The organism is Amycolatopsis sp. NPDC023774 (assembly GCF_040639695.1).
Taxonomy (GTDB): domain Bacteria; phylum Actinomycetota; class Actinomycetes; order Mycobacteriales; family Pseudonocardiaceae; genus Amycolatopsis.
The window spans coordinates 43,754-64,214 of record NZ_JBFAAJ010000037.1; the positions used below are offsets into that span (position 1 = coordinate 43,754).

The window sequence follows — 20,461 nt, forward strand, 5'->3', positions numbered from 1 at the left end:
CGTGGACACCAGCGCCGACCACCTGCTCGCCCTCGACGCCGCGCACGTGTGGCATCCGTACGCGCCCATGCCGGGACGGGTGGCGCCGCTGCTCGTCTCCGAGGCGAGCGGGGTGCGGCTGAAGCTCGCGGACGGCCGCGAGCTCGTCGACGGCATGTCGTCGTGGTGGGCGGCGGTACACGGCTACCGGCACCCGGTGCTCGACGCGGCGCTGGCCGAGCAGGCCGGGCGGATGAGCCACGTGATGTTCGGCGGTCTCACCCACGAGCCGGCGATCACGCTCGCCAAGACGCTCGTCGACCTCACGCCCGAGGGCCTCGAGCACGTGTTCCTGTGCGACTCCGGCTCGGTCTCGGTCGAGGTCGCCGTGAAGATGTGCCTGCAGTACCAGCGTTCGCGCGGGTTGCCGGACAAGCGGCGGCTGCTCACGTGGCGCGGTGGCTATCACGGCGACACGTTCACGCCCATGAGCGTCTGCGACCCCGACGGCGGGATGCACTCGCTGTGGCGCGGAGTCCTGCCGGAGCAGGTGTTCGTGCCCGAGCCGCCGGCGGGCTTCGACGCGCCCGTCGATCAGTCCTATGTAGACACTCTTGCCGCCGCTCTGGAGGAGCACGCGCACGAGCTGGCGGCGGTGATCGTGGAACCCGTGGTGCAGGGCGCCGGCGGGATGCGGTTCCACCACCCCGGTTACCTGCGCGCGCTGCGCGAGCTCACGCGCGAGCACGACGTGCTGCTGGTGTTCGACGAGATCGCCACCGGCTTCGGGCGCACGGGCCGGATGTTCGCGGCCGAGCACGCCGGCGTGACACCCGACGTGCTGTGCCTCGGCAAGGCGCTCACCGGCGGCTACCTCACGATGGCCGCGGCGCTGTGCACGCCCGAGATCGCCGACGGCATCGCGCGCGGAGACCTGCCGGTGCTGGCGCACGGGCCGACGTTCATGGGCAACCCGCTGGCGTCCGCCGTCGCCAACGCGTCGCTCGGGCTGCTCGCCGACGGCCGGTGGCGGGCGGACGTCACCCGGATCGAGGCGGGGCTGCGGCGCGGCCTCGAGCCCGCGCGGGACCTGCCGAACGTGCGTGATGTGCGGGTGCTCGGCGCGATCGGCGTGCTGCAGCTCGACCACGAGGTCGACCTCGGTGTGGCCACCGACATCGTGACGGGCCAGGGCGCGTGGCTGCGGCCGTTCCGCGACCTCGTGTACGCGATGCCGCCGTACGTCACGGACGACGCGGACCTGGCCGTGATCACCGGCGCGATGCTCGCGGCGGCTGAAAAAGCCTGAATTCACCCGACTGAGTGTGACTGCGGTCATAAGGCGCGGGCTGTATACCGTGAGTCACGCAAGGTCGCCGGAACTCGGGGGATTCCACGCGATCAGGTCTGGGTCGCTTCGTGAGCGTCTGACTTATTGGTGAGCTTTGCCGGAAACATCCTAGTTTTCCGGTTCACAAGCGAACCCGAAGATCGTTCGCGTAGCGGACTTTTCGATCTTTTTCCGCTTTCCTGTCGCCATGATCGAGATCGTTCGCGGAGAACACGACACCGGACCCCCGTCGCGCCGCACCAAGGCCGACCAGACCCTCCAGAACATCCTGCGCCACGACGTGCCGGCCTCGCTGGTCGTCTTCCTCGTGGCCGTGCCGCTCTCCCTCGGTGTCGCCCTCGCTGTCGGCGCGCCACTGCTCGCGGGCCTCGTCTCCGCCGTCGTCGGCGGCCTGGTCGCGAGCCTGCTCGGCGGGTCGGCCCTGCAGGTCAGCGGGCCGTCCGCGGCCCTGACCGTGGTGCTCGCCGACACCATCGCCACCTACGGCTGGGCCGTCACCTGCGCCGTGACCGTCGGTGCCGGCCTGCTGCAGATCCTCTTCGGGATCCTGCGCTTCGCCCGCGCCGCGCTGGCCATCTCACCCGCGATCGTCCACGGCCTGCTGGCCGGCATCGGCGTGACGATCGTGCTCGGCCAGCTCCACGTGGTGCTCGGCGGCCGGGCCCAGGGCTCCGCGCTCGCAAACCTCGCGGCGCTGCCCGGCCAGCTCGTCGGCCACCACGACCAGGCCGTGCTGATCGGCGTGCTCACCGTCGCGATCCTGCTGGTGTGGCCGAAGCTGCCGGCGCCGGTGCGGAAGGTACCGGGCCCGTTGGCGGCCGTCACGGTCGCGACGGGGCTGTCCGTCGCCTCCGGGATGACGGTGGCGCGCGTGGACCTGCCCGTCGCGTTGCCTTCGTTCGGGTTCGTGCCGCAGCTGCCGTCCGGTGGCTGGAGCGGCGCGGCGTTCGCGGCCGTCACGGTCGCGCTGATCGCGAGCCTGGAGAGTCTGCTTTCGGCGGTGTCGATCGACAAGCTGCGCGGCGGCCGTCGCACGGACCTCAACCGCGAGCTCATCGGCCAGGGCGCCGGCAACGTCGCGTCCGGCGCGCTCGGGGGCCTGCCCGTGACCGGCGTGATCGTGCGGACCATGACCAACTACGAGGCCGGTGCGAAGACCCGAGCGTCGGCGCTGCTGCACTCGTGCTGGATCCTCGGATTCTGCCTGCTGCTCACCGGCGTGCTGCGCTACATCCCGCTCGCCGCGCTGGCCGGGCTGCTCGTGTACGTGGGCGCGAAACTCGTGAACCTCCCGGCGCTCAAGGAAGTGCTGCGCCACGGCGACCTCGCGGTGTACACGGTGACGCTCGTCGGCGCGGTGTTCGTGAACCTGCTGACCGGCGTCGCGGCCGGCGTGCTGCTGGCGCTCGCGTTCATGCTGCGACGGATGGTGCACTCCGGCGTGCACGTCGAGGCCGACGAGCGCGGCACGCGCGTGGTGATCGAGGGCGCGCTCACGTTCCTTTCCGTGCCCCGCTTGACGAAGGTGCTCGCGGACGTGCCCGAGCGCGCCGACGTGACGCTGGAGCTGCTCGTGGACTACCTTGACCACGCGGCGTTCGACTGCCTGCGCGGCTGGCAGCAGGCGCACGTGAAGGCCGGCGGCGCGGTGACCGTCGACGAGATCGGGCACCCCTGGTACGGCCGCGGCAGCTCCGGCGAGCCCACGGTGCGGCGCAGCCTCGCGGTGCGTGTGCTGCCGCGGTGGCTCGCGCCGTGGTCGCAGTGGCAGGCCGAGCACGTGACCGTCCCTGGGCCGCGCTCGCCGCTGTTCCGCGGCGCATCGGAGTTCCAGCGCCGCACCGCGCCGCTGCTGCGCGACACCCTCAGCGGCCTCGCGCACGGCCAGCAGCCACACACCCTCTTCATCACCTGCGGCGACGCGCGGATCGTGCCCAACCTGATCACCACGTCGGGCCCGGGCGACCTGTTCGCCGTGCGCAACATCGGCAACCTCGTCCCCGCCGCGGGCGACGGAACCGACTCCTCGGTGGGTGCGGCCGTCGAATACGCAGTGGGCGTGCTGAAGGTGCCCGAGATCGTCGTGTGCGGCCACTCCTCCTGTGGGGCGATGAAGGCGCTCCTCGGGCAGGCCCCCGCGGGCTTGACCCGCCTCGGCAGCTGGCTGCGCCACGGCGAACCCACACTCCGCCGCCGCGCCTCGGAGCCGGCCCTGCTGCTCGACGGTCGGCGACCGCTCGCCGAGTGCGACCAGCTGGCGTTGCACAACGTCGTCCAGCAACTCGACCACCTCCGCACCCACCCGGTCGTGGCCGACGCCCTGGCCGCCGGCGCCCTGACGCTCACCGGTATGTACTTCGACGTCGGCGCCGCCCAGGTGTCCTTGCTGGACGTCGCCCACCGCGGCTTCGTCCCGGCCGGCTCGACAGTGCACTGATCCGCCGGCGCCCGGCCCGGTGTGAACCCGCCTGGCCGGGCGCCGATCGAGCCCGGCACCGGTGCCGACCTGGTCGGGCAGTCTGACCGGCCGGGCGTCGAGCAGCCCAGTCGCGCCCGGTTGGGCGCTGGCCGGGCCAGCGTTGGTGGGCCGGGTGCCGGCCGCCTCGATGCCGATTCGTCACCGGCCGGCTGGAGCGGGACTCGGCCGGGCAAGCTGACCGGTCGAGCCACCGAGCGGCGGTCCTGCTCGGCCGGACGCCGACGATCGCCACCTTCGGGTGGGCCGTCGCGTGCCTGATCACCGTGCTAGCCGGTGCGCTGCAGGTGCTGTTGGGCCTGAGCCGCATCGCGCGGGCGGCGCTGGCGATCTCCCCGGCCATCGTGCACGGGATGCTCGCCGGCATCGGCGTGACGATCGTGCTGGGCCAGCTCCACGTCGTGCTCGGCGGGCAGGCGCAGAGCTCCGCCCTGGAGAACATCGTCGAGCTGCCCGCGCAGGTCGTGGCCCACCACGACGCGGCGGCCGTGATCGGGCTGCTCATCATCGTGATCCTCGTGGTCTGGCCGGGCCTGTCCGCCGCCGTGCGCAAGGTGCCGGGGCCGCTCGCCGCGATCGCGGTGGCCACGGTGATCTCGCTCGTCGCGGGCATGACGTTGCCGCGGGTGGAGCTGCCCGGCGACCTGCTGCAGATCCGCTTCGCGCCGCAGTTGCCCGGCGACGGCTGGACCGAGGTCGTGCTCGCGGCGGTGACCATCGCGTTGATCGCGAGCGTCGAGAGCCTGCTCTCGGCCGTCGCCGTGGGCAAGCTGCACACCGGTCCGCGCGCGAACCCTCGACGGCGAGCTCGTGGGCCAGGGCGCGGCCAACCTGGTGTCCGGCGCGCTCGGCGGACTGCCCGTGACGGGCGTGATCGTGCGCAGCTCCACCAACGTCGCCGCGGGCGCCCAGACCCGCGCGTCCGCCGTCCTGCACGGCGTGTGGGTGCTGGTGTACGTGGTCGCGCTCGCCGGCCTGATCGAGAACATCCCCCTGGCCGCGCTCGCCGGCCTGCTCGTGCACGTCGGCCTGAAGCTCGTGAACCCCGGCCACCTCAGGCAAGTCCTGCGCCACGGCGATCTCGCGCTCTACCTCGTGACCCTCGCGGGAGTGGTGGTGTTCGACCTGCTCACGGGCGTGCTCGCCGGGATCGTGCTGGCCGTGGCCCTCTTGCTGCGCCGCACGGTGTGGTCCGGCGTCCACGCCGAGCGCGACGGCGACGAATGGCGCGTGGTCGTGGAGGGTGTGCTCACGTTTCTGTCCGTGCCGCGCCTGTCGAAGGTGCTCGGCGCCGTCCCGCCCCGGCACGGTCGTGACGCTCGAACTCGTGGCCGACTACCTCGACCACGCCGCCCGTGGCGGCGGGGACGCCTGTCACCCCACACCGTGGGTGATCCCACCCGGACATGGTGCGCACCGGGTGCGGGTGACTAAGTTGATGGCCCGTGACCATGCTGGTGATGACGGGGACCGGGACCGAGGTCGGCAAGACGATCACCACGGCGGCGATCGCGGCGCTGGCGCTCGGGCAAGGACAGCGCGTCGCGGTGCTCAAGCCGGCCCAGACCGGGGTCGCGCCGGGCGAGGCGGGTGACCTCGACGAGGTCGTGCGCCTGGCCGGCAAGGGCGTGACCACGCGTGAGCTGCGGCGGTACCCCGATCCGCTCTCCCCGGAGGCGGCGGCGCGGCGCAGCGGCCTGCCGACGCTGGCCCCGGGCGAGATCGCGGCCGCCGCCTCCGCACTCGACGCCGAGCACGACCTCACGCTCGTGGAGGGTGCCGGCGGCCTGCTGGTGCGCTTCGACGCCGACGGCAGCGGGCTGGCCGACGTCGCGTGGGCGCTGGGCGCGCCGATCGTGATCGTCGCCCAGCCGGGCCTCGGCACGCTCAACGCGACGGCGCTCACCGCGGAGGTCGCCACGCGGCGCGGCCTCAACGTCGCGGGTGTGGTGGTCGGCGCGTGGCCGGCCGAGCCGGACCTCGCGTCCGTGGAGAACCTCCGCGACCTGCCCAACGCGGCCGGGGCACCCCTGCTCGGGGTGCTGCCCGGAGGGCTGGCGGCGACGGATCACGATACGTTCGTGGAACGGGCGCGCGCCGGGCTCTCGCCGTGGTTCGGCGGGGAGTTCGATCCCGAGGCTTTCACCCGGGCCGCTTCCGTGAACAAGTGACGGGCGTCGCAGCCCGTGCGGCGGGCTCTCCGGCACCATGAGCGGAGAGCGCGCCCGTGCAGAAGTTCGACAGACAGGAGACGTCGTGACCGCAGTGGCGGGAAAGCCGGCCCAGGACATTTCGGACGTGCTGGCCGTTGCGCGTGAGCAGGTGCTCGAGCGCGGTGTCGGATTGTCTGAAGAACAGGTGCTGGCCGTGCTCCGGCTGCCCGACGAACGGCTCGGCGAGGCGCTGCAGCTCGCGCACGAGGTGCGCATGCGCTGGTGCGGCCCGGAGGTCGAGGTCGAGGGCATCGTGAGCCTCAAGACCGGCGGCTGCCCCGAGGACTGTCACTTCTGCTCGCAGTCGGGCCGCTTCCCGTCGCCGGTGCGTTCGGCGTGGCTCGATATCCCCGGTCTGGTCAAGGCCGCGCGCCAGACCGCCGAGACGGGCGCGACCGAGTTCTGCATCGTCGCGGCCGTGCGCGGTCCGGACAAGCGGCTGCTCTCGCAGGTCCGCGAGGGCGTACAGGCGATCCGCGCCGACGGCAACGACATCCAGATCGCGTGCTCGCTGGGCATGCTCACGCAGGAGCAGGTCGACGAGCTCGTCGAAATGGGCGTGCACCGCTACAACCACAACCTCGAGACGGCGCGCTCGCACTTCCCCGACGTCGTGACCACGCACTCGTGGGAAGAGCGCTGGGACACCCTGCGGATGGTCGCCGAGGCCGGCATGGAGGTCTGCTGCGGCGGGATCATCGGCATGGGGGAGACGGTCGAGCAGCGCGCGGAGTTCGCCGTGCAGCTCGCCGAGCTGAGCCCGCACGAGGTGCCGATGAACTTCCTCATCCCGCAGCCGGGCACACCGTACGAGAACTTCGAGATCGTCGAGGGCAAGGACGCGCTGCGCACCGTCGCCGCGTTCCGCCTCGCCATGCCGCGCACGATGCTGCGCTTCGCCGGCGGCCGCGAGCTGACCCTGGGCGACCTGGGCGCGGAGCAGGGCATGCTCGGCGGGATCAACGCGATCATCGTCGGCAACTACCTGACGAACCTCGGCCGGCCCGCGAGCGCGGACCTGAAGATGCTCGACGAGCTGAAAATGCCGGTCAAGGCCCTCAGTGACAGCCTCTGAACCAGACCCCGACGTACCCGCCTTCTGCGTCCACTGTGGACAGGCGTCGCCCGGGGGCGCCGATCACGACGTCTGCCACAACCCGCGCACGGCGCTCGAACCGCCGCGGTTCTGCGTGTTCTGCGCCCGCCGGATGGTGGTGCAGGTGACGCCCGTCGGCTGGACGGCGCGGTGCAGCAGGCACGGCGAGACCGCCAGTGGTTGACCGCGGGTGCTGACCGGTTACGCTCGGTCCGCACAAACGCAGGGAGGGAGTCCGGGGTGGTCGATTCCGCGGGCAAGGCAGCACACCGGTCGTCCGCCGTGGCCGACGCCTGGTCGGTGCCGAACCTCTTCCCACCGCACCGCGCGCGGCCCAAGGTCGTGGTGAAGGCCGACCTGCTGCCGGCCGTGAGCGTGCTGTCGACGGCGGGCCTGCTCGGCATCCCGCTCGGCTGGCTGTGGTCGCTGATGGCGCCGCCGCAGCGTGAGCGCGTGGTCACTGCCGACGGCCAGCGCGTGCCGCTGGAGCTGGAGAGCTGGCACCGCTTCGACGACCTCGCCATCTACGGCTTCCTGGCACTGGCCACGGGACTGCTGATCGGCGTGATCGCGTGGCTGATGCGCGAACGCCGTGGCCCGGTGGTCTTCGTGGCCGCCGCCGGGGGCGCCGCGCTCGCCGGCTGGCTCGGCACGCAGATCGGCGTGGCGTTCGTGAACTCGAAGTACGCCATCGACACGGCGCCCGCGCTGGGCGCGGTGATCTCGGCGGCGCCGCAGCTGGAGTCCGGATGGATCTGGCTGGCGGCCCCGTTGGTGACCTCGCTCGTCTACGCGCTGCTCGCGGCGTGGAACGGCCGCGAGGACCTGGGCCGTCGCCTCGGCTGAGGCATTAGTTGAGGTTCGCCGGCTTCGAGAAATCGGCGAACTCGGTCGGCGGCAGCGGTACGGCGCTGAGCGTGTCCAGAAACCACGCCTCGCGCGTGAGCAGCCGGCAGACGATGCGCAGGCGCCGCAACGGGTGCGTCTCCTCCAGCAGCAGCTGGCGGTCCTCCAGCGGCAGCAGGCAGTCGGCGGCGAGCTGGTAGGCGAGTTCGTTGACGTCGGCGTCGTCGTCCGGTGTGCTCCAGTCGTCGTCGTGCCAGGCGGCCTCGCAGTACCGACGGTGGGCGGCGCGCGCGACCTCGCCGAGGCGCTGCGCGGGTTCGGCCGCGCTCGCGGGCACGGCGTCGTCGGGCAGCCAGTCGACCACACCCATCAGGTAAGGCGCCGACGTGCAGTCGAGCTCGCGGAGGCGGAAGCGGCGGGCGGCCTTGGTGACCACGTCGTAGCGCCCGTCCGGCAGCCGCTTCGCTTCGCGCAGCACGGTGCTGCAGCCCACGTCGTACACATGGTCCAGACCACGTACCTCACGTACGAGCGGGGCGCGCAGCGCGACCACACCGAACTCGCGCCCCGGCACGGTGCCGCCCACGAGATCCGCGGTGAGCTGCCGGTAACGCGGTTCGAAGATGTGCAACGGCAGATGCGTACCGGGCAGCAGCACGGTCTGCAGCGGGAACAACGGCAGTGTCGCCGTCCCGCTGGGGTTCTGCTCCTGCTCCGGCTCGGTCACGCGTCCACCGTACGGGTACCCGGGCACGCTCGCAGTCCGTCACCTTTTCGGCGGCGGCTTGAGGACTGCGAACGGGTCCGTGATCTGCATCCCTTTGCCTGCGAAGGAGAACAGTGCCGCCGGACGCCCGCCGGCCCGGCCGGGTGACGCGGTGTCCCCGGTGGGCACGAGGAGTCCTCGACGCGAGAGCACGCGTTGCAGGTTGGTCGCCGACACCCGGTAGCCCAAGGCGGCGGAGTAGAGCCCGCGCAGAGCGGAGATCGTGAACTGCTCGGGCGCCAGCGCGAAGCCGAGGTTGGTGTAGCTGAGTTTCGAGCGCAGCCGGTCGCGGGCGCGCAGCACGATCGCCTCGTGGTCGAACGCGGTGCGCGGCAGTGCGGTCACGTCGTGCCACTGCGTGTCCTCCGGCACCTCCGGGTCGACGTCCGACGGCACGAGGCCCAGGAACGCCGTGGCTACCACTCGCGGACCCGGCACGCGGTCGGGCGCGCTGAAGACCGAGAGCTGCTCAACGTGCTTGAGCTGGCGCACGTCCACCTTCTCCGCGAGCTGCCGGCGGATGGACGTTTCGACGTCCTCGTCGGGGCGCAGCCGCCCGCCCGGGAGCGACCACCGGCCCAGGTGCGGATCGAGCGCGCGCCGCCACAGGAGCACGCGCAGTGTGTCCGAGCGCACTTGCAGGACGGCGCACAGAACCTCGTGGGCCAGAGGGGTCTGGGTGTTAAGATGACTCCGCACGGTTTTCGATTATAAGGCGAAAACCCGTCGACGGTCCAGGAGGGCCACACATGACCACTACGGTTGACCAGGACACGCTCGGACAGGACGCCGGTGAGCCGGACCTGACCCCGTACGGCGGGGTGGAGGCGAACGCGGACTGGGCGGAGGAGGTGCGCGAGCTCGCTCGCAAGCGCGACGCGGTGCTGCTGGCGCACAACTACCAGGTCCCCGAGATCCAGGACATCGCCGACTTCACCGGCGACTCGCTGGCGCTGAGCCGCATCGCGGCGAGCAGCGACGCGTCCACGATCGTCTTCTGCGGCGTGCATTTCATGGCCGAGACCGCGAAGATCCTGGCGCCGCAGAAGACGGTGCTCATCCCCGACGCGCGGGCCGGCTGCTCGCTCGCCGACTCCATCTCCGGCGCCGAGCTGCGGGCCTGGAAGGCCGAGCACCCTGGCGCGGTCGTGGTGTCGTACGTGAACACCACCGCCGAGGTGAAGGCGGAGACGGACATCTGCTGCACGTCGTCGAACGCGGTCGACGTGGTGGCTTCGATCCCCGCTGACCAGGAAGTCCTCTTCCTGCCCGACCAGTTCCTCGGTGCGCACGTGAAGCGCGTGACGGGCCGGCAGAACATGCACATCTGGGCCGGCGAGTGCCACGTGCACGCCGGCATCAACGGGGCCGAGCTCGCCGCGCGGGCCGAGGAGAGCCCCGACGCCGACCTGTTCATCCACCCCGAATGCGGCTGCGCGACGTCGGCGCTCTACCTCGCGGGCGAGGGCGCGGTGGCTCCGGAGCGCGTGAAGATCCTGTCCACCGGCGACATGGTGCACGCGGCTCGGGACACCAAGGCGCGCTCGGTGCTGGTGGCGACCGAGATCGGCATGATCCACCAGCTGCGCAAGGCCGCGCCGGAGATCGACTTCCGCGCGGTGAACGACCGGGCGTCGTGCCGGTACATGAAGATGATCACCCCCGCCGCGCTGCTGCGGAGCCTGCGCGAAGGCGCGGACGAGGTCCACGTGGACCTCGAGACCGCCGCCCGGGCGCGGGCGTCGGTGCAGCGGATGATCGAAATCGGGAAGCCCGGCGGCGGCGAATGACCAGCCCAGTTAACGCCTCGCAGGCGAAAACCCCGGTGTGGGAAGCCCGTGCGGACCTCGTCGTCGTGGGCAGCGGGGTGGCCGGGCTGACGGCCGCGCTGCGGGCTCAGGAGCTCGGGTTGCACGTGCTCGTGGTGACCAAGGCGGCGGTGTCCGACGGCAACACGCGCTGGGCACAGGGCGGCGTCGCGGTGGTGCTGGAGGGCGAGCACGACCGCGACGACTCGGTCGCGAAGCACGCCGAAGACACCTTCACCGCGGGCGCCGGCCTGTGCGACGAGGACGCGGCACGGTCGATCCTCGACGGCGGGCCGGCGGCCGTGGCGTGGCTGCGGGACAGTGGCGCGCAGTTCGACGCCGGTGCCGAGGGATTGGCTCGGGCGCGAGAAGGCGGCCACAGCGCGTTCCGTGTGATCCACGCGGGTGGCGACGCCACGGGTGCCGAGGTGGAGCGCACGCTGGTGGCGCAGGCGGGCGACCGGCGCGTGCCGGTGCTGCAGCACCACATCGCGGTCGACGCGTTGCTCACGCCCGTGGGTGAGGTGGCGGGCGTGACCGTGCTCGACCGCCACGGAGTGCCCGGCGTGGTGCGGTCCTCGGCCGTGCTGCTGGCGAGCGGCGGGTTCGGCCAGCTCTACCAGGCGACGTCCAACCCGGAGATCGCGACCGGCGACGGTCTTGCCCTTGCCTTGCGGGCGGGTGCGACCGTGGCCGACGTCGAGTTCGTGCAGTTCCACCCCACCGTGCTCTACACGCCGGGCGCGCGTGGCCGGCGCCCGCTCGTCACCGAGGCCGTGCGCGGTGAGGGAGCCACACTCGTCGACGGCGCCGGTCGGCCGGTGATGGCCGGCGTGCACCCGCTGGGCGACCTGGCTCCGCGTGACGTCGTGTCGGCCGCGATCACGCGCCGGATGGGGCTGGCACCAGGCGGCGTCGACGACCACGTTTTCCTTGACGCCACCGGCATTTCCGGCTTCGCGAAGCGGTTCCCGACCGTGCACGCGGCGTGCGCGGCGCTGGGGCTCGACCCGGCCGTGGACGCGATCCCGGTGACACCTGCGGCGCATTTCGCGTGCGGCGGCGTGGTGACCACTGTGGACGGACGATCGAGCGTTGCCGGGCTGTATGCGGCAGGCGAGGTGGCCCGCACCGGGCTGCACGGGGCCAACCGCCTGGCGTCCAACAGCCTGCTGGAGGGCCTCGTGGTGGGGCACCGCGTGGCGCAGGCCGTGGCCGCCGACCTCGCCGCTGGGTTGCTGCCGGATCCGTCGCGTGGGCGGTTGCCCTCGCGGACGTCGGCGCCGGCGGCCGAGCGGGATGCCTTGCAGCGCGTGATGAGCCGCTACGCCGCGATCGGCCGTGACGCCGACGGACTGGCGGCGGCGGGTTCCGTGCTGGATCTGTCTACGCAGGACAGTCCGCTGTGGACGCACGCGGCCGTGGAGGACGCGGCGCTCACCGTGGTGGCGCAGGCGCTGCTCGCGGCGGCGGCGCGGCGCACCGAATCGCGCGGCTGCCACGTGCGGTCCGATTTTCCCGAGCGGGCCGAGGGCTGGCGGCGCAGCCAGCTGATCCGGCTCAGCCCCTCCGGTCAGCCCGTGCTGGCCGACCCGATCGCCCTGGAAGGTGCGGCATGACCGAGTTGTTCCCGTTTTCCGGCACCGTCTCACGCGCCCTCGTGGACGCGGGCCTCGAGGTGGTGGACGTCCGTCGCGTCGTGACCACCGCGCTCGAAGAAGACCTGCGTTACGGGCCGGACGCCACCACGGCGTCGACGGTTCCGGCCGACGCGCGCGCGGTCGCGGAGCTGACGCCGCGTTCGCCGGGTGTCGTGGCCGGGCTGCCCGTGGTGCTGGCGGTGTTCGACACGGTGCTGGGTCCGGACTACGAGGTGGTGTCCAGCCGGCCCGACGGGTCGAGGGTGGCGGCGGGTGAGCCCGCGCTCGCGGTGCGGGGCACCGTGCGCGGCCTCCTGACGGCCGAGCGGACGGCGCTGAACCTCGTCTGCCGCCTCTCGGGCATCGCGACGGCCACGGCCCGTTGGGTGTCCGAAGTGGAGGGTTCGGGCACCGCGATCCGCGACACCCGCAAGACGACGCCGGGCCTGCGGCTGCTGGAGAAATACGCCGTGCGTTGCGGTGGCGGGGTCAACCACCGCATGGGCCTGGGCGACGCGGTGCTGATCAAGGACAACCACGTCGTCGCCGCGGGTTCGGTCACGGCCGCGCTGGCGGCGGCGCGTGAGCACGCGCCGGAGCTGGCGTGTGAGGTGGAGGTCGACAACCTGGCTCAGCTGGAGGAGGCGCTCGCCGCGGGCGCCGACGAGGTGTTGCTGGACAACTTCACGCCCCAGGACTGCGCGAAGGCCGTGGAGCGGCGCAACGCCGTTTCGCCGAAAACGCGGCTGGAATCCTCTGGTGGCCTCACCCTCGACCGTGCTAAGGCCTTCGCCGCGTCCGGTGTGGACTACTTCGCGGTGGGGGCGCTCACGCACTCCTCGCCCGCGCTGGACCTCGGGATGGACCTGCGCTGAACCTGTTGCCGCGGCGCCCGCTCGACTAGGATCCCGTTGTCCGACAGCGAGATTCTCCGGGAGGGCGCCGCGGTGAGATGGCCAGCCGTCTTCGCCGTGGCCGGTCTCGTGCGGTCGGTCTGGCGGACGGCGGGCCGGGGCTGCCCGTGCTCGAGCTGGAGCACCAGCGGCGGGGATCTGCGGATCCCGCACTTCGTGGGCATCCACGCGATCCAGGCGCTGCCGTTGATCGCGGGCCTGGCGGCGCTCGCGCGGCGGTATCCGGTGCAGTCGTCGGACCTCGTGCGCCGGCGGCTGGTGCGGACCGCGGTTGTCGGCTACGCGGGGGTGCTCGCCCTGGTGACGTGGCAAGCGTTGCGCCGCCAGTCGATCGGCCGGCCGGACTTCTGGACGCTGTCCGCGGCGGCGGCGCTGATCGTGGTGGTGGCGGTGGGAGCGGCGCTGTCGCTGCGCTCACCGAGAGTGCTCGCTCTGACGGAATTCTGAGATCTTTCGGGTAGGGATGGGGTCCTGCGTTTTCCGGGTCGGACGAAGGATGGTGTGATGGTCTTTCCGCAGGCGGTGCTCGACGCGCTCAGTTCGGATCCGGACGCGGTGGCGTTCGAGCACGGCCCGCGGAAGGTGACGCGGGGCCAGGCGCGCGACTTGATCGGTCGCTTCGTCGCCGCCCTGCGGGGCGCGGGCGTCTCGCGCGGTGACGGCGTCGGGGTCGCCACCGCGGTGACGCCCGAGGGGTGGGCCGCGCAGATCGCCGCGCAGACGCTGGGGTGCCGCACCGTCGGCATCCGGGCGGGCCTGCCGGTGGCGCACCTGCGGACGGTGGTGGGCGACCTGGCGGCGGTCGTCGTCGACGAGGTCTCCGAGACGCCGGAACTGCGCGCGACGGTGGTGAGGGCGAAGATCCTGCGGGTCGGGCCGGAGCTGTTGGAGGTGTTCGAGGAACCCGTGCCGAGTGGGCGGCCGTCCGACGTCGGCTGGGTGGTGTTCACCAGCGGCAGTACGGGGTTGCCGAAGGGCGTGACATACAGCTTCGAAGCATTGACGGCGCAAGGGATCGAGCAACGTCCTGAGGAGACGCCCGCGGATCTGGTCGCGCGGTACCGGCGTTTCCTGCTGTTCGGCACGTTGACGAGTGCGGTGATGATCACGCACTTGCGCTCGTGCCTGCTGGCGGGCGGGACGGTGGTGATCCCGGAGTCGCTGCCTGATTTCCCGTGGATCCTGCCGCGGCTGGACATCACGGCGGCTCTGACGACGGTGCCGCGGCTGTACAAGATCCTTGATGTGCTGCGGAACTCTGAAGAAGACCCCGTGGATCTCAGCTCCGTGCGGATGCTGGTGGTGGCCGGCTCGCCCGTCGCTCCGGGCCTGATGGCGGAGGCGTTTTCCCGCGTGGGGCCGGGGATGCAGCAGGCCTACGGCCAGACCGAGGTGGGCAAGCTGACCGTGCTGACGCCGGCCGACGTCGCCGCGTTCCCGGACGCCCTGGGCTCCGCCGGACGTCCGTGCGCGGGCGTCGAGATCTCCGTGCGCGACTCGTCGGGAGCTGTGGTCGCGGCCGGCACTTCGGGGGAGATCTTCGTCCGGTCGGCCGGCCAGTTCTCCGGCTACTGGGGCAATCCTTCGCAGACGGCCTCGGTGTTGCAGGACGGCTGGGTCCGCACCCAGGACATCGGCCACGTCGACGCTGCCGGCTTCCTGCACCTGACGGGCCGCACCCGCGATGTCGTGATCGTCAACGCGGTCATCCACTACACCGGCCCGATCGAACGCGCGCTCGCCTCGCACGCCGACGTGGACCAGGCCTACGTCGTCGCGGCCCCCGACCCGGCCACGGGCGAAGCGGCGCACGCTTTTGTAGTGCCGGCGCCGGGTCGTGTCCCGGACGTGGCCGCTCTGCGTGGTCTGGTGGCCGGCTTCGTCGGCGAGGAAGCGGCGTTGGTGAAGGTGATCGACGAGGTGCCGGTGGCCGCGTCGGGGAAGCCGGACAAGGCGGCGTTGCTGGGGCCGGCCTGACGGCTGTCGTTGTTGACGCAGACGTGTGGCGTCCGTCCAGCCGAACCCCCTTCTAAGATGGAACACCGAACCCAAGTTGCAATTTCCCCTGAAGTTCCATCGTGTGTTCCAGTTGTAGTCCTACGAGGTCAACCACAGCGTGCTTCTGTTGCGCGCCAACCGAGGGGTTGGAAAGTCCTTTTGAGCGACGAACCGAAGACGTTGTGGTCGAGTGACCGAGATCTTCGGCTGTGGCACTACGGGGTCGGCCACTTGCAGCTGTCCTTGCGGACTCCGTGGTCGGACGACTACCCGGACGTCGTTCGACTGGCGTTCTCCAGTGTTCTGAGAGTCGAGTTGTCGACGCACTACCGCGGTCCGGTCCGGCCCTGTTGGTTGATCGGCACGGGCCTTACCCGGAAGCATTGAGCAGGCCCGCGAAGCTCGTGGAGATCCACGGCGCCGACGCCGAGGGCTTTCTGGCGGCGGGCACGATGCGGATCACGCGCGAGACGCGCGAGGGCGCAGTGCTCGAGGTCCTCGTGTCGAAGACAATGTCGTCGGAGTGGTAGCGGCTGTTCAGGGTCGACCGAAGACTGCGCGGAGGGCCGCGACGTCGGCGAGGTCGTGGAGGCGGGGTTCGTAGCCCTGGTGGAATCGGAGTTGCTGCGCTAGCGACAGACACGGGACGGTGGCGCCGTTGATCGTCCCCGTGACGAAGCAGTCCGCCGGATAGCGGAAGAGGCCGCCCGCGGAGTCGGCGGCCTGGGTGGCGGAGCCGTCGGCGTTGAAATGCAGCGGGTGCAGGTCGAGGGACGCGCCGTCGGGGCGGCTGAGGACGAAACGCACCGGGCGGAAGTTCTCGGACTCCGTGAAATCGTTCAGCACCGCGAGAACCGTCGGCTCCTCCGCAACCCGGTGCAGCAGGTCGAGGTCCGAATGCCCGCGGGTTTCGCGGCTCAGCAAGGCATCGTCACCCCAGCCGCCGGCGATCCAGACGTGGCAGCCGGCGCCGCGCAGACGGGACAGGACATCCAGGGCGATCTCGGCGGTGAGCACGAAGGGGAGTGTGCCGAACCTGCCTGGGCGGCGCATCGGAATAACAGAACCGCCCGCCGGGGGTGCGGCGGGCGGTTCGACACGGAATCAGACGCCCGCGGTCTGCTTGATCCAGTCGCGGCTCGCGGCGACGCTGGCGTAGTTTTGGGTGCCGTTCTTGTCGCTGCCGGAGTTCTCACCCGTGGAGCACACGCCGACCTGGACGCCGTCGGCGAGCTGGGGGCCGCCGGAGTCGCCGTGCCACGAGGCGCCGGTGACACCCTCGCTGGTGATGGCCGTGCCGTTGAACGCGTCAGTGCCCTGGCCGGTGACCTTGACGTCGGCGGTCTTCAACGTGTCCGACGGCGGGTTGTTGCCCTCGGTGCGGCCCCAGCCGTAGATCTGGTTGGTGGCGCCGGTTTCGGGGTCGGCGTCGCCGAGTTTCATGAACGTCGCCTCGACCGCGGACGACAGGTGCAGCAGCGCGATGTCCCCGCTGAGCGAGGCCTTCTGCTGGTCCACGGCCGCTTCGGTGCCCTGGCCGAGCGCGACGTTGCCGACCTTCACGTGCATGCCGGGGGCGTTCAGGCAGTGCTGCGCGGTGAGCACCCACTGCGCCGCGATGATCGTGCCGGAGCACTCGAACCCACCGAAGTCCGTTGCGTCGTCCCAGAACACCTGCGCACCCCAAGGCGCCGAGTCCACGGTCTCGCCGCCGATGATCCGCGGCCCGGCCGCGCTCGCCGCCCCCGCGGACACGACGCCGAACACCGCGGCCGCCACCGCCACCATGGCCACTGCCTTCGCGAAACGCATGTGTGAGCCCCTCTGAGCCGATGAAATGTTTTCACCAACGTAGGTGGCATGCGGAAACTTGATAACCTACTTCCGTTGGGTCTCGGCCCGACGGAAGTAGGGGTGTGCCAACAGTGTTGTGTCACCGGGGGATCGTGATCGTAGGCGTGGACGAGCTTGCCTCAGAGGGACCCGCGGTGATGGGCGCGCACGGATTCACAGTTGTGTGGGTCCGTATCGTTGATTCTGGCGAAGGCGTTTGCTCGGGGGTAGTGGTGAGTGGGGGTAGTGGTGAGTGAGTTTCGTTGGCCAGACTGGCTGCGTTGGCCGCGGAGACCGAACATGGAGGCGGTCATCGAGCCGGTGGTCTGGCGGTCGATCAAGGTCTCCGCTGAAGCCCGGGCTTGGCCGCTCTGGGTCTACGACCCGAACCTGTCCGGCGTCGACAACGTCGACCCGGCCTCGCCGGAACTCGGGTTGACCCCGGATCTGGCCCGCGACCTCACGGCCTGGCAGCACGACTGGGACGCCATCTTCGACTGGGACGATCCAGGCTCGGCAGCCTTCCCCACGAACGAGGCCGAACGACTCTTCTATGAACGCGGCTGGGAACTGGCCCGGCGGGTGCGGCGCGAACTCGACGAAAACTGGGACGTCACCTACAGTAGCGGTTCACCCCACGGCGAGGTCGACATCCGGAACACGTCGACGCTCCTCTGACATGACTCGACAGATACGGCTGGCCGATGCTTGAGTTTCATCGATGCCTACGCCTTGCGGTGGCGGGTCCCATTCCCGGCCGCCACAAGGGTGTCGTGCACCGGTGCGGTGCTGCTGTCCGGGGTGAAGCCGGTCGCCGCGGCGGCTGTCGCGGCGGTCTTGGCGTCCGTGGCGCCGATGCTCGCGCTGTGCCTGGGCAGGCTGCCGCTGCCGCGGATGCCGGACGACATTGAACCCTTCCGGGCCAACGAACAGCCGTCCCTCGGCGCGGAGGTCATCGGCCGGACCACGTACGCGCAGATGCTGCTGACGGCGTTGCTCGTGGCTTTGGGCCTCGTCGTGTTGGCGTCGGCGGTGACGCTCGCCGCTTCGGGTGGGCCCTGGGAGGCGGGGCTGGCGGCTTTGGTGGGTGTGGCCTGGGTGCAGCGTTCGCGTTCGTACGCGGGCCGTCGGCAACGTGTGGTGCTGGCCGGTTTCGGCGTGGTCACACTCCTCACGGCGGCCGCATGGCTGATCGCCACCCACAACCGCACGCTGCTCCCCGCGGCCGGCGCGGTGCTGCTCATCGCCGCCGTGGTCTGCCTGGTGTCCGCGACGCGCGTGGCGAAGGGCGTGCGGTCGCCGTACTGGTCGCGATTGCTGGACGTGTCGGAGTTTCCTGGTGCTGGTGGCATTGGTGCCGTTCGTGGGGATGATTGCGGGGGTGTACGAAGCCGTGCGCGGTTAGGTTGCCGCGGTCACGAAGTGGGTGCGGCCGGGGACGACGCCTTCGGGCTGGGGTGGAGGCCTCCGCGGCGCCGGGGCGGTGCTGCGATGCGCGGTCCAGCCGCCGGATTAGGGACATCATCGTTGGGTTCCGCAGCCTCAGCCGTCAGTAGAGCTCGGCTTCCCAGCTTGGAAATTCTGGTTCGCCCGGCGGCGTGTTCCCGTGCAGTACCGGTAGATCCACCCTGCCGCTCGCCGCTCGGTGTACTGTTCGTTCACGGGTTCGCCCTCATCGTGGAGTTCCAGCACGTTGGCGAAGATCGCGAACAGGGTCTCCATCTGGCTCGGCGATTCGCGCAGATCGTCCCAGTAGTCGATCCCGTCGAGAAGCGGATGCCCGACCGAGCCGCGAGCAATTCAGCCCGCGACGCCGCAGCGCGCCCGATGCCCCGTGGGACAGTTTCGTAGTCACAGCGGAGATTGTGGGCTACCGGCGATTGCTGCGCCGCACGTTCAGAGACTCGCCCTCGACCACCAGGTGGCCGAGCCGACCGTCGTGAAGCCGAGCGAGTCGTACAGCGGTTTGCCGGGTTTGGCGGCGGTCAGCGTCACCGTTCGTCCGTCCACTTGGGACAGCACGGTGTGCATGAGCGCACGGCCGACGCCGCGGGAACGGTGGGCCGGCAGGGTCGTGACCCAGTAGAGGCCGACGGCCGCGCCGTCGTCGATGACGAGGCAGGCGCCGGCGGGTTCGTCGTCGCGGGTGACGAGCCAGGTGGCGACGCCGTCGCGCTCGAGCAGGGCCGGCGGGAAGACCTCGCCGCGGACGTAGGGCTGGTGGCGTCCCAGCGGGAAGCCGTGGACGACCACGGTTTCCACCGTCGCGAGCAGGTCCGGGGTGTCGGCCCGCAGGGCGCTGAGCTCGCCGAAGCCGGGGCCCGTGCGGGTCATCACGGGCAGCTGCCGCGAGGTGAGGCCGAGCAGCGACATGTCGACAGTCCCGTACGCGTCTTCGACCAGGACCGTCGGCGCGTTCTTCGCCAGCTCGGTGAGCTCGGCGACCTCGTCGGCGCTCGGGGTAGCGGTCCGCAGCACGATCCGCATCCCGCTGCGCTCGCTGCCGTGCACGCACACGAACCCGGGCCGTGTGGTCACGGCGTGGCCACGGCTCTCGGCGACGATCGTCCAGAAAGCGGTCGCGTTCGCCACCACGAGGTCCAGCGTCATGCGTTCGACCCTAACCGGCCGGTGGCACTCTCAGAAGGGCCGATTCAGGCACCGTACGGAGGGCCAATCGGCTGGCGGACTTGAGCGGAACACCAGCAGCAGCACCGGCGAAGGCACGAGCGTGCAGGCCGCCGACGCGAGCGGGGTCCTGACGCTGCTTTTGCCGACTCGGGCGATGGTTGACGGACCCGTCCGGCGCCGTGCCGTCATTCCAGGCAAGAGGATGAGGCTGCACGGCTGGGAGTGCAGCCCAGCCGGGACGGTTCCCTGATCTCCCGCGTCGACTCCAGCAACTCGATCCGCTCGGCGGTCAGCGGGCGAACCGAAGGATATGCTGCGCGACGCCGCGCTCGCCAACTCCCGGATCGCCGGGCTGGGAGAGGGCGAGGCCGACCCCAGGTTCACCGTCCACGCCGCCGTCGCCCGATCGCTGGTGACCAAACGCGACGGCACCGATCTTCCGGAATGGAAGGAAGAACTCAACGCCGGGCATCGCAAGGTCCGGGCCCGTGTCGAGCACGCGCTGGCGCGGATGAAGTGCTGGAAGATCCTGCGGGATTACCGGCGCGCCGCCATCACGCTGGGCGACACGGTGTCCGGAATCGCACACTTGCACAACATCCTCCTCGCTGGCTGATCGCAACACCCAGCAACACCAACAACAGCATCAGTTACGAGACATCACTTAGCGGTCAGAAGGTCAGGCGTTCGAGTCCCTGGGCTCCACATAGACGAAACACCGCCTGAATGCGGTTCAACACTCTGTCGGCTCGACGAGCTGCGGATGACACGCGCTTTATCCACCACCTCACCATGAGAGCCGAAATCTCCAATATGGGACTGTAAGACGAGCGGTGTAACTCCCGATCATGGAAGTGCACCTGATGACCGAGATGATGTCCGGCGTGGAGAACGCTGAAGAGTCGCCGTC

Annotated in this window: 19 protein-coding genes and 2 pseudogenes; 16 read left to right on the top strand and 5 right to left on the bottom strand. The window is 70.9% G+C overall.

The window, feature by feature from the left end:
* Position 1: 1 nt before the first annotated feature.
* From AB0F91_RS40970 to AB0F91_RS41000, 7 genes and pseudogenes are all read left to right on the top strand, one after another.
* Entirely contained in the window at positions 2–1,288 is a 1,287-nt protein-coding gene (locus AB0F91_RS40970) for an adenosylmethionine--8-amino-7-oxononanoate transaminase (RefSeq protein WP_360606855.1), read from the top strand.
* 229 nt (positions 1,289–1,517) lie between these two features.
* The gene (locus AB0F91_RS40975) at positions 1,518–3,767 is read left to right on the top strand and encodes a bifunctional SulP family inorganic anion transporter/carbonic anhydrase (protein WP_360606857.1); all 2,250 of its coding nucleotides are present in this window, start codon (positions 1,518–1,520) and stop codon (positions 3,765–3,767) included.
* A 263-nt stretch (positions 3,768–4,030) separates the two neighbouring features.
* Positions 4,031–5,160: pseudogene (locus AB0F91_RS40980) on the top strand (SulP family inorganic anion transporter); the annotation flags it as partial.
* Between the two features lie 97 nt (positions 5,161–5,257).
* Entirely contained in the window at positions 5,258–5,977 is a 720-nt protein-coding gene (gene bioD / locus AB0F91_RS40985) for a dethiobiotin synthase (RefSeq protein ID WP_360606893.1), read from the top strand.
* 85 nt (positions 5,978–6,062) lie between these two features.
* Positions 6,063–7,094: a biotin synthase BioB gene (gene bioB, locus AB0F91_RS40990; RefSeq protein WP_360606859.1), complete on the top strand. Its 1,032-nt coding sequence runs from the start codon at positions 6,063–6,065 to the stop codon at positions 7,092–7,094.
* A complete protein-coding gene (locus AB0F91_RS40995) occupies positions 7,081–7,299 on the top strand; it encodes a hypothetical protein (RefSeq protein WP_360606861.1) in 219 nt (72 codons plus the stop codon). The genes bioB and AB0F91_RS40995 overlap by 14 nt, the downstream gene beginning before the upstream one ends.
* Positions 7,300–7,355: 56 nt before the next feature.
* Positions 7,356–7,961, top strand: coding sequence for a DUF2567 domain-containing protein (locus tag AB0F91_RS41000; RefSeq protein ID WP_360606863.1), 606 nt, complete (start codon positions 7,356–7,358; stop codon positions 7,959–7,961).
* A 4-nt stretch (positions 7,962–7,965) separates the two neighbouring features.
* On the opposite strand, the gene AB0F91_RS41005 is transcribed toward AB0F91_RS41000, so the two are convergent.
* Positions 7,966–8,688 carry an LON peptidase substrate-binding domain-containing protein gene (locus AB0F91_RS41005; RefSeq protein WP_360606865.1) on the bottom strand — a complete coding sequence of 241 codons (723 nt, stop codon included), beginning with the start codon at positions 8,686–8,688 and terminating at the stop codon, positions 7,966–7,968.
* Positions 8,689–8,727: 39 nt separating this feature from the next.
* Complete coding sequence (locus AB0F91_RS41010) at positions 8,728–9,363, bottom strand: NUDIX domain-containing protein (protein WP_360606895.1); 636 nt, start codon at positions 9,361–9,363, stop codon at positions 8,728–8,730.
* Between the two features lie 113 nt (positions 9,364–9,476).
* On the opposite strand from AB0F91_RS41010, the gene nadA reads away from it, so the two are divergent.
* The 6 genes and pseudogenes from nadA (at position 9,477) to AB0F91_RS41040 (ending at position 15,617) form a co-directional block, all read left to right on the top strand.
* The gene (gene nadA / locus AB0F91_RS41015) at positions 9,477–10,517 is read left to right on the top strand and encodes a quinolinate synthase NadA (RefSeq protein WP_360606867.1); all 1,041 of its coding nucleotides are present in this window, start codon (positions 9,477–9,479) and stop codon (positions 10,515–10,517) included.
* A complete protein-coding gene (locus AB0F91_RS41020) occupies positions 10,514–12,154 on the top strand; it encodes an L-aspartate oxidase (protein WP_360606869.1) in 1,641 nt (546 codons plus the stop codon). The genes nadA and AB0F91_RS41020 overlap by 4 nt, the downstream gene beginning before the upstream one ends.
* Positions 12,151–13,050 carry a carboxylating nicotinate-nucleotide diphosphorylase gene (gene nadC / locus AB0F91_RS41025; RefSeq protein ID WP_360606871.1) on the top strand — a complete coding sequence of 300 codons (900 nt, stop codon included), beginning with the start codon at positions 12,151–12,153 and terminating at the stop codon, positions 13,048–13,050. Before AB0F91_RS41020 ends, nadC begins: the two co-directional genes overlap by 4 nt.
* A gap of 104 nt (positions 13,051–13,154) precedes the next feature.
* A pseudogene (locus tag AB0F91_RS41030) lies at positions 13,155–13,536 on the top strand (hypothetical protein); the annotation flags it as partial.
* Between the two features lie 57 nt (positions 13,537–13,593).
* The gene (locus AB0F91_RS41035) at positions 13,594–15,066 is read left to right on the top strand and encodes a long-chain fatty acid--CoA ligase (RefSeq protein WP_360606873.1); all 1,473 of its coding nucleotides are present in this window, start codon (positions 13,594–13,596) and stop codon (positions 15,064–15,066) included.
* A 404-nt stretch (positions 15,067–15,470) separates the two neighbouring features.
* On the top strand, positions 15,471–15,617 hold the full coding sequence (locus AB0F91_RS41040; protein WP_360606875.1) for a hypothetical protein: 147 nt from the start codon (positions 15,471–15,473) through the stop codon (positions 15,615–15,617).
* A gap of 7 nt (positions 15,618–15,624) precedes the next feature.
* Here AB0F91_RS41040 and AB0F91_RS41045 read toward each other — a convergent pair whose 3' ends face one another.
* On the bottom strand, positions 15,625–16,104 hold the full coding sequence (locus tag AB0F91_RS41045; RefSeq protein ID WP_360606877.1) for a hypothetical protein: 480 nt from the start codon (positions 16,102–16,104) through the stop codon (positions 15,625–15,627).
* An 87-nt stretch (positions 16,105–16,191) separates the two neighbouring features.
* On the bottom strand, positions 16,192–16,899 hold the full coding sequence (locus AB0F91_RS41050) for a trypsin-like serine protease (protein ID WP_360606879.1): 708 nt from the start codon (positions 16,897–16,899) through the stop codon (positions 16,192–16,194).
* Between the two features lie 321 nt (positions 16,900–17,220).
* Here AB0F91_RS41050 and AB0F91_RS41055 point away from each other — a divergent pair, with 321 nt between their 5' ends.
* Both AB0F91_RS41055 and AB0F91_RS41060 read left to right on the top strand, forming a co-directional pair.
* On the top strand, positions 17,221–17,598 hold the full coding sequence (locus AB0F91_RS41055; protein ID WP_360606881.1) for a hypothetical protein: 378 nt from the start codon (positions 17,221–17,223) through the stop codon (positions 17,596–17,598).
* Between the two features lie 108 nt (positions 17,599–17,706).
* Positions 17,707–18,771: a hypothetical protein gene (locus AB0F91_RS41060; RefSeq protein ID WP_360606883.1), complete on the top strand. Its 1,065-nt coding sequence runs from the start codon at positions 17,707–17,709 to the stop codon at positions 18,769–18,771.
* A 45-nt stretch (positions 18,772–18,816) separates the two neighbouring features.
* Here the strand turns inward: AB0F91_RS41060 and AB0F91_RS41065 are convergent, their stop codons facing one another.
* Entirely contained in the window at positions 18,817–19,530 is a 714-nt protein-coding gene (locus tag AB0F91_RS41065; protein WP_360606885.1) for a GNAT family N-acetyltransferase, read from the bottom strand.
* A gap of 331 nt (positions 19,531–19,861) precedes the next feature.
* Here AB0F91_RS41065 and AB0F91_RS41070 point away from each other — a divergent pair, with 331 nt between their 5' ends.
* Positions 19,862–20,167, top strand: coding sequence for a transposase family protein (locus AB0F91_RS41070; protein ID WP_360606887.1), 306 nt, complete (start codon positions 19,862–19,864; stop codon positions 20,165–20,167).
* Positions 20,168–20,461 lie beyond the last annotated feature (294 nt).

Excerpts from the sequence above, each read along its gene's own strand:
- AB0F91_RS41035 (WP_360606873.1), top strand. The coding sequence starts at position 13,594 with ATGGTCTTTCCGCAGGCGGTGCTCGACGCGCTCAGTTCGGATCCGGAC.
- AB0F91_RS41070 (WP_360606887.1), top strand. The coding sequence starts at position 19,862 with ATGCTGCGCGACGCCGCGCTCGCCAACTCCCGGATCGCCGGGCTGGGA.
- nadA (WP_360606867.1), top strand. The coding sequence starts at position 9,477 with ATGACCACTACGGTTGACCAGGACACGCTCGGACAGGACGCCGGTGAG.
- AB0F91_RS41055 (WP_360606881.1), top strand. The coding sequence starts at position 17,221 with ATGGAGGCGGTCATCGAGCCGGTGGTCTGGCGGTCGATCAAGGTCTCC.
- AB0F91_RS41065 (WP_360606885.1), bottom strand. The coding sequence starts at position 19,530 with ATGACGCTGGACCTCGTGGTGGCGAACGCGACCGCTTTCTGGACGATC.
- AB0F91_RS41050 (WP_360606879.1), bottom strand. The coding sequence starts at position 16,899 with ATGCGTTTCGCGAAGGCAGTGGCCATGGTGGCGGTGGCGGCCGCGGTG.
- AB0F91_RS40975 (WP_360606857.1), top strand. The coding sequence starts at position 1,518 with ATGATCGAGATCGTTCGCGGAGAACACGACACCGGACCCCCGTCGCGC.
- bioD (WP_360606893.1), top strand. The coding sequence starts at position 5,258 with ATGCTGGTGATGACGGGGACCGGGACCGAGGTCGGCAAGACGATCACC.
- AB0F91_RS41020 (WP_360606869.1), top strand. The coding sequence starts at position 10,514 with ATGACCAGCCCAGTTAACGCCTCGCAGGCGAAAACCCCGGTGTGGGAA.
- nadC (WP_360606871.1), top strand. The coding sequence starts at position 12,151 with ATGACCGAGTTGTTCCCGTTTTCCGGCACCGTCTCACGCGCCCTCGTG.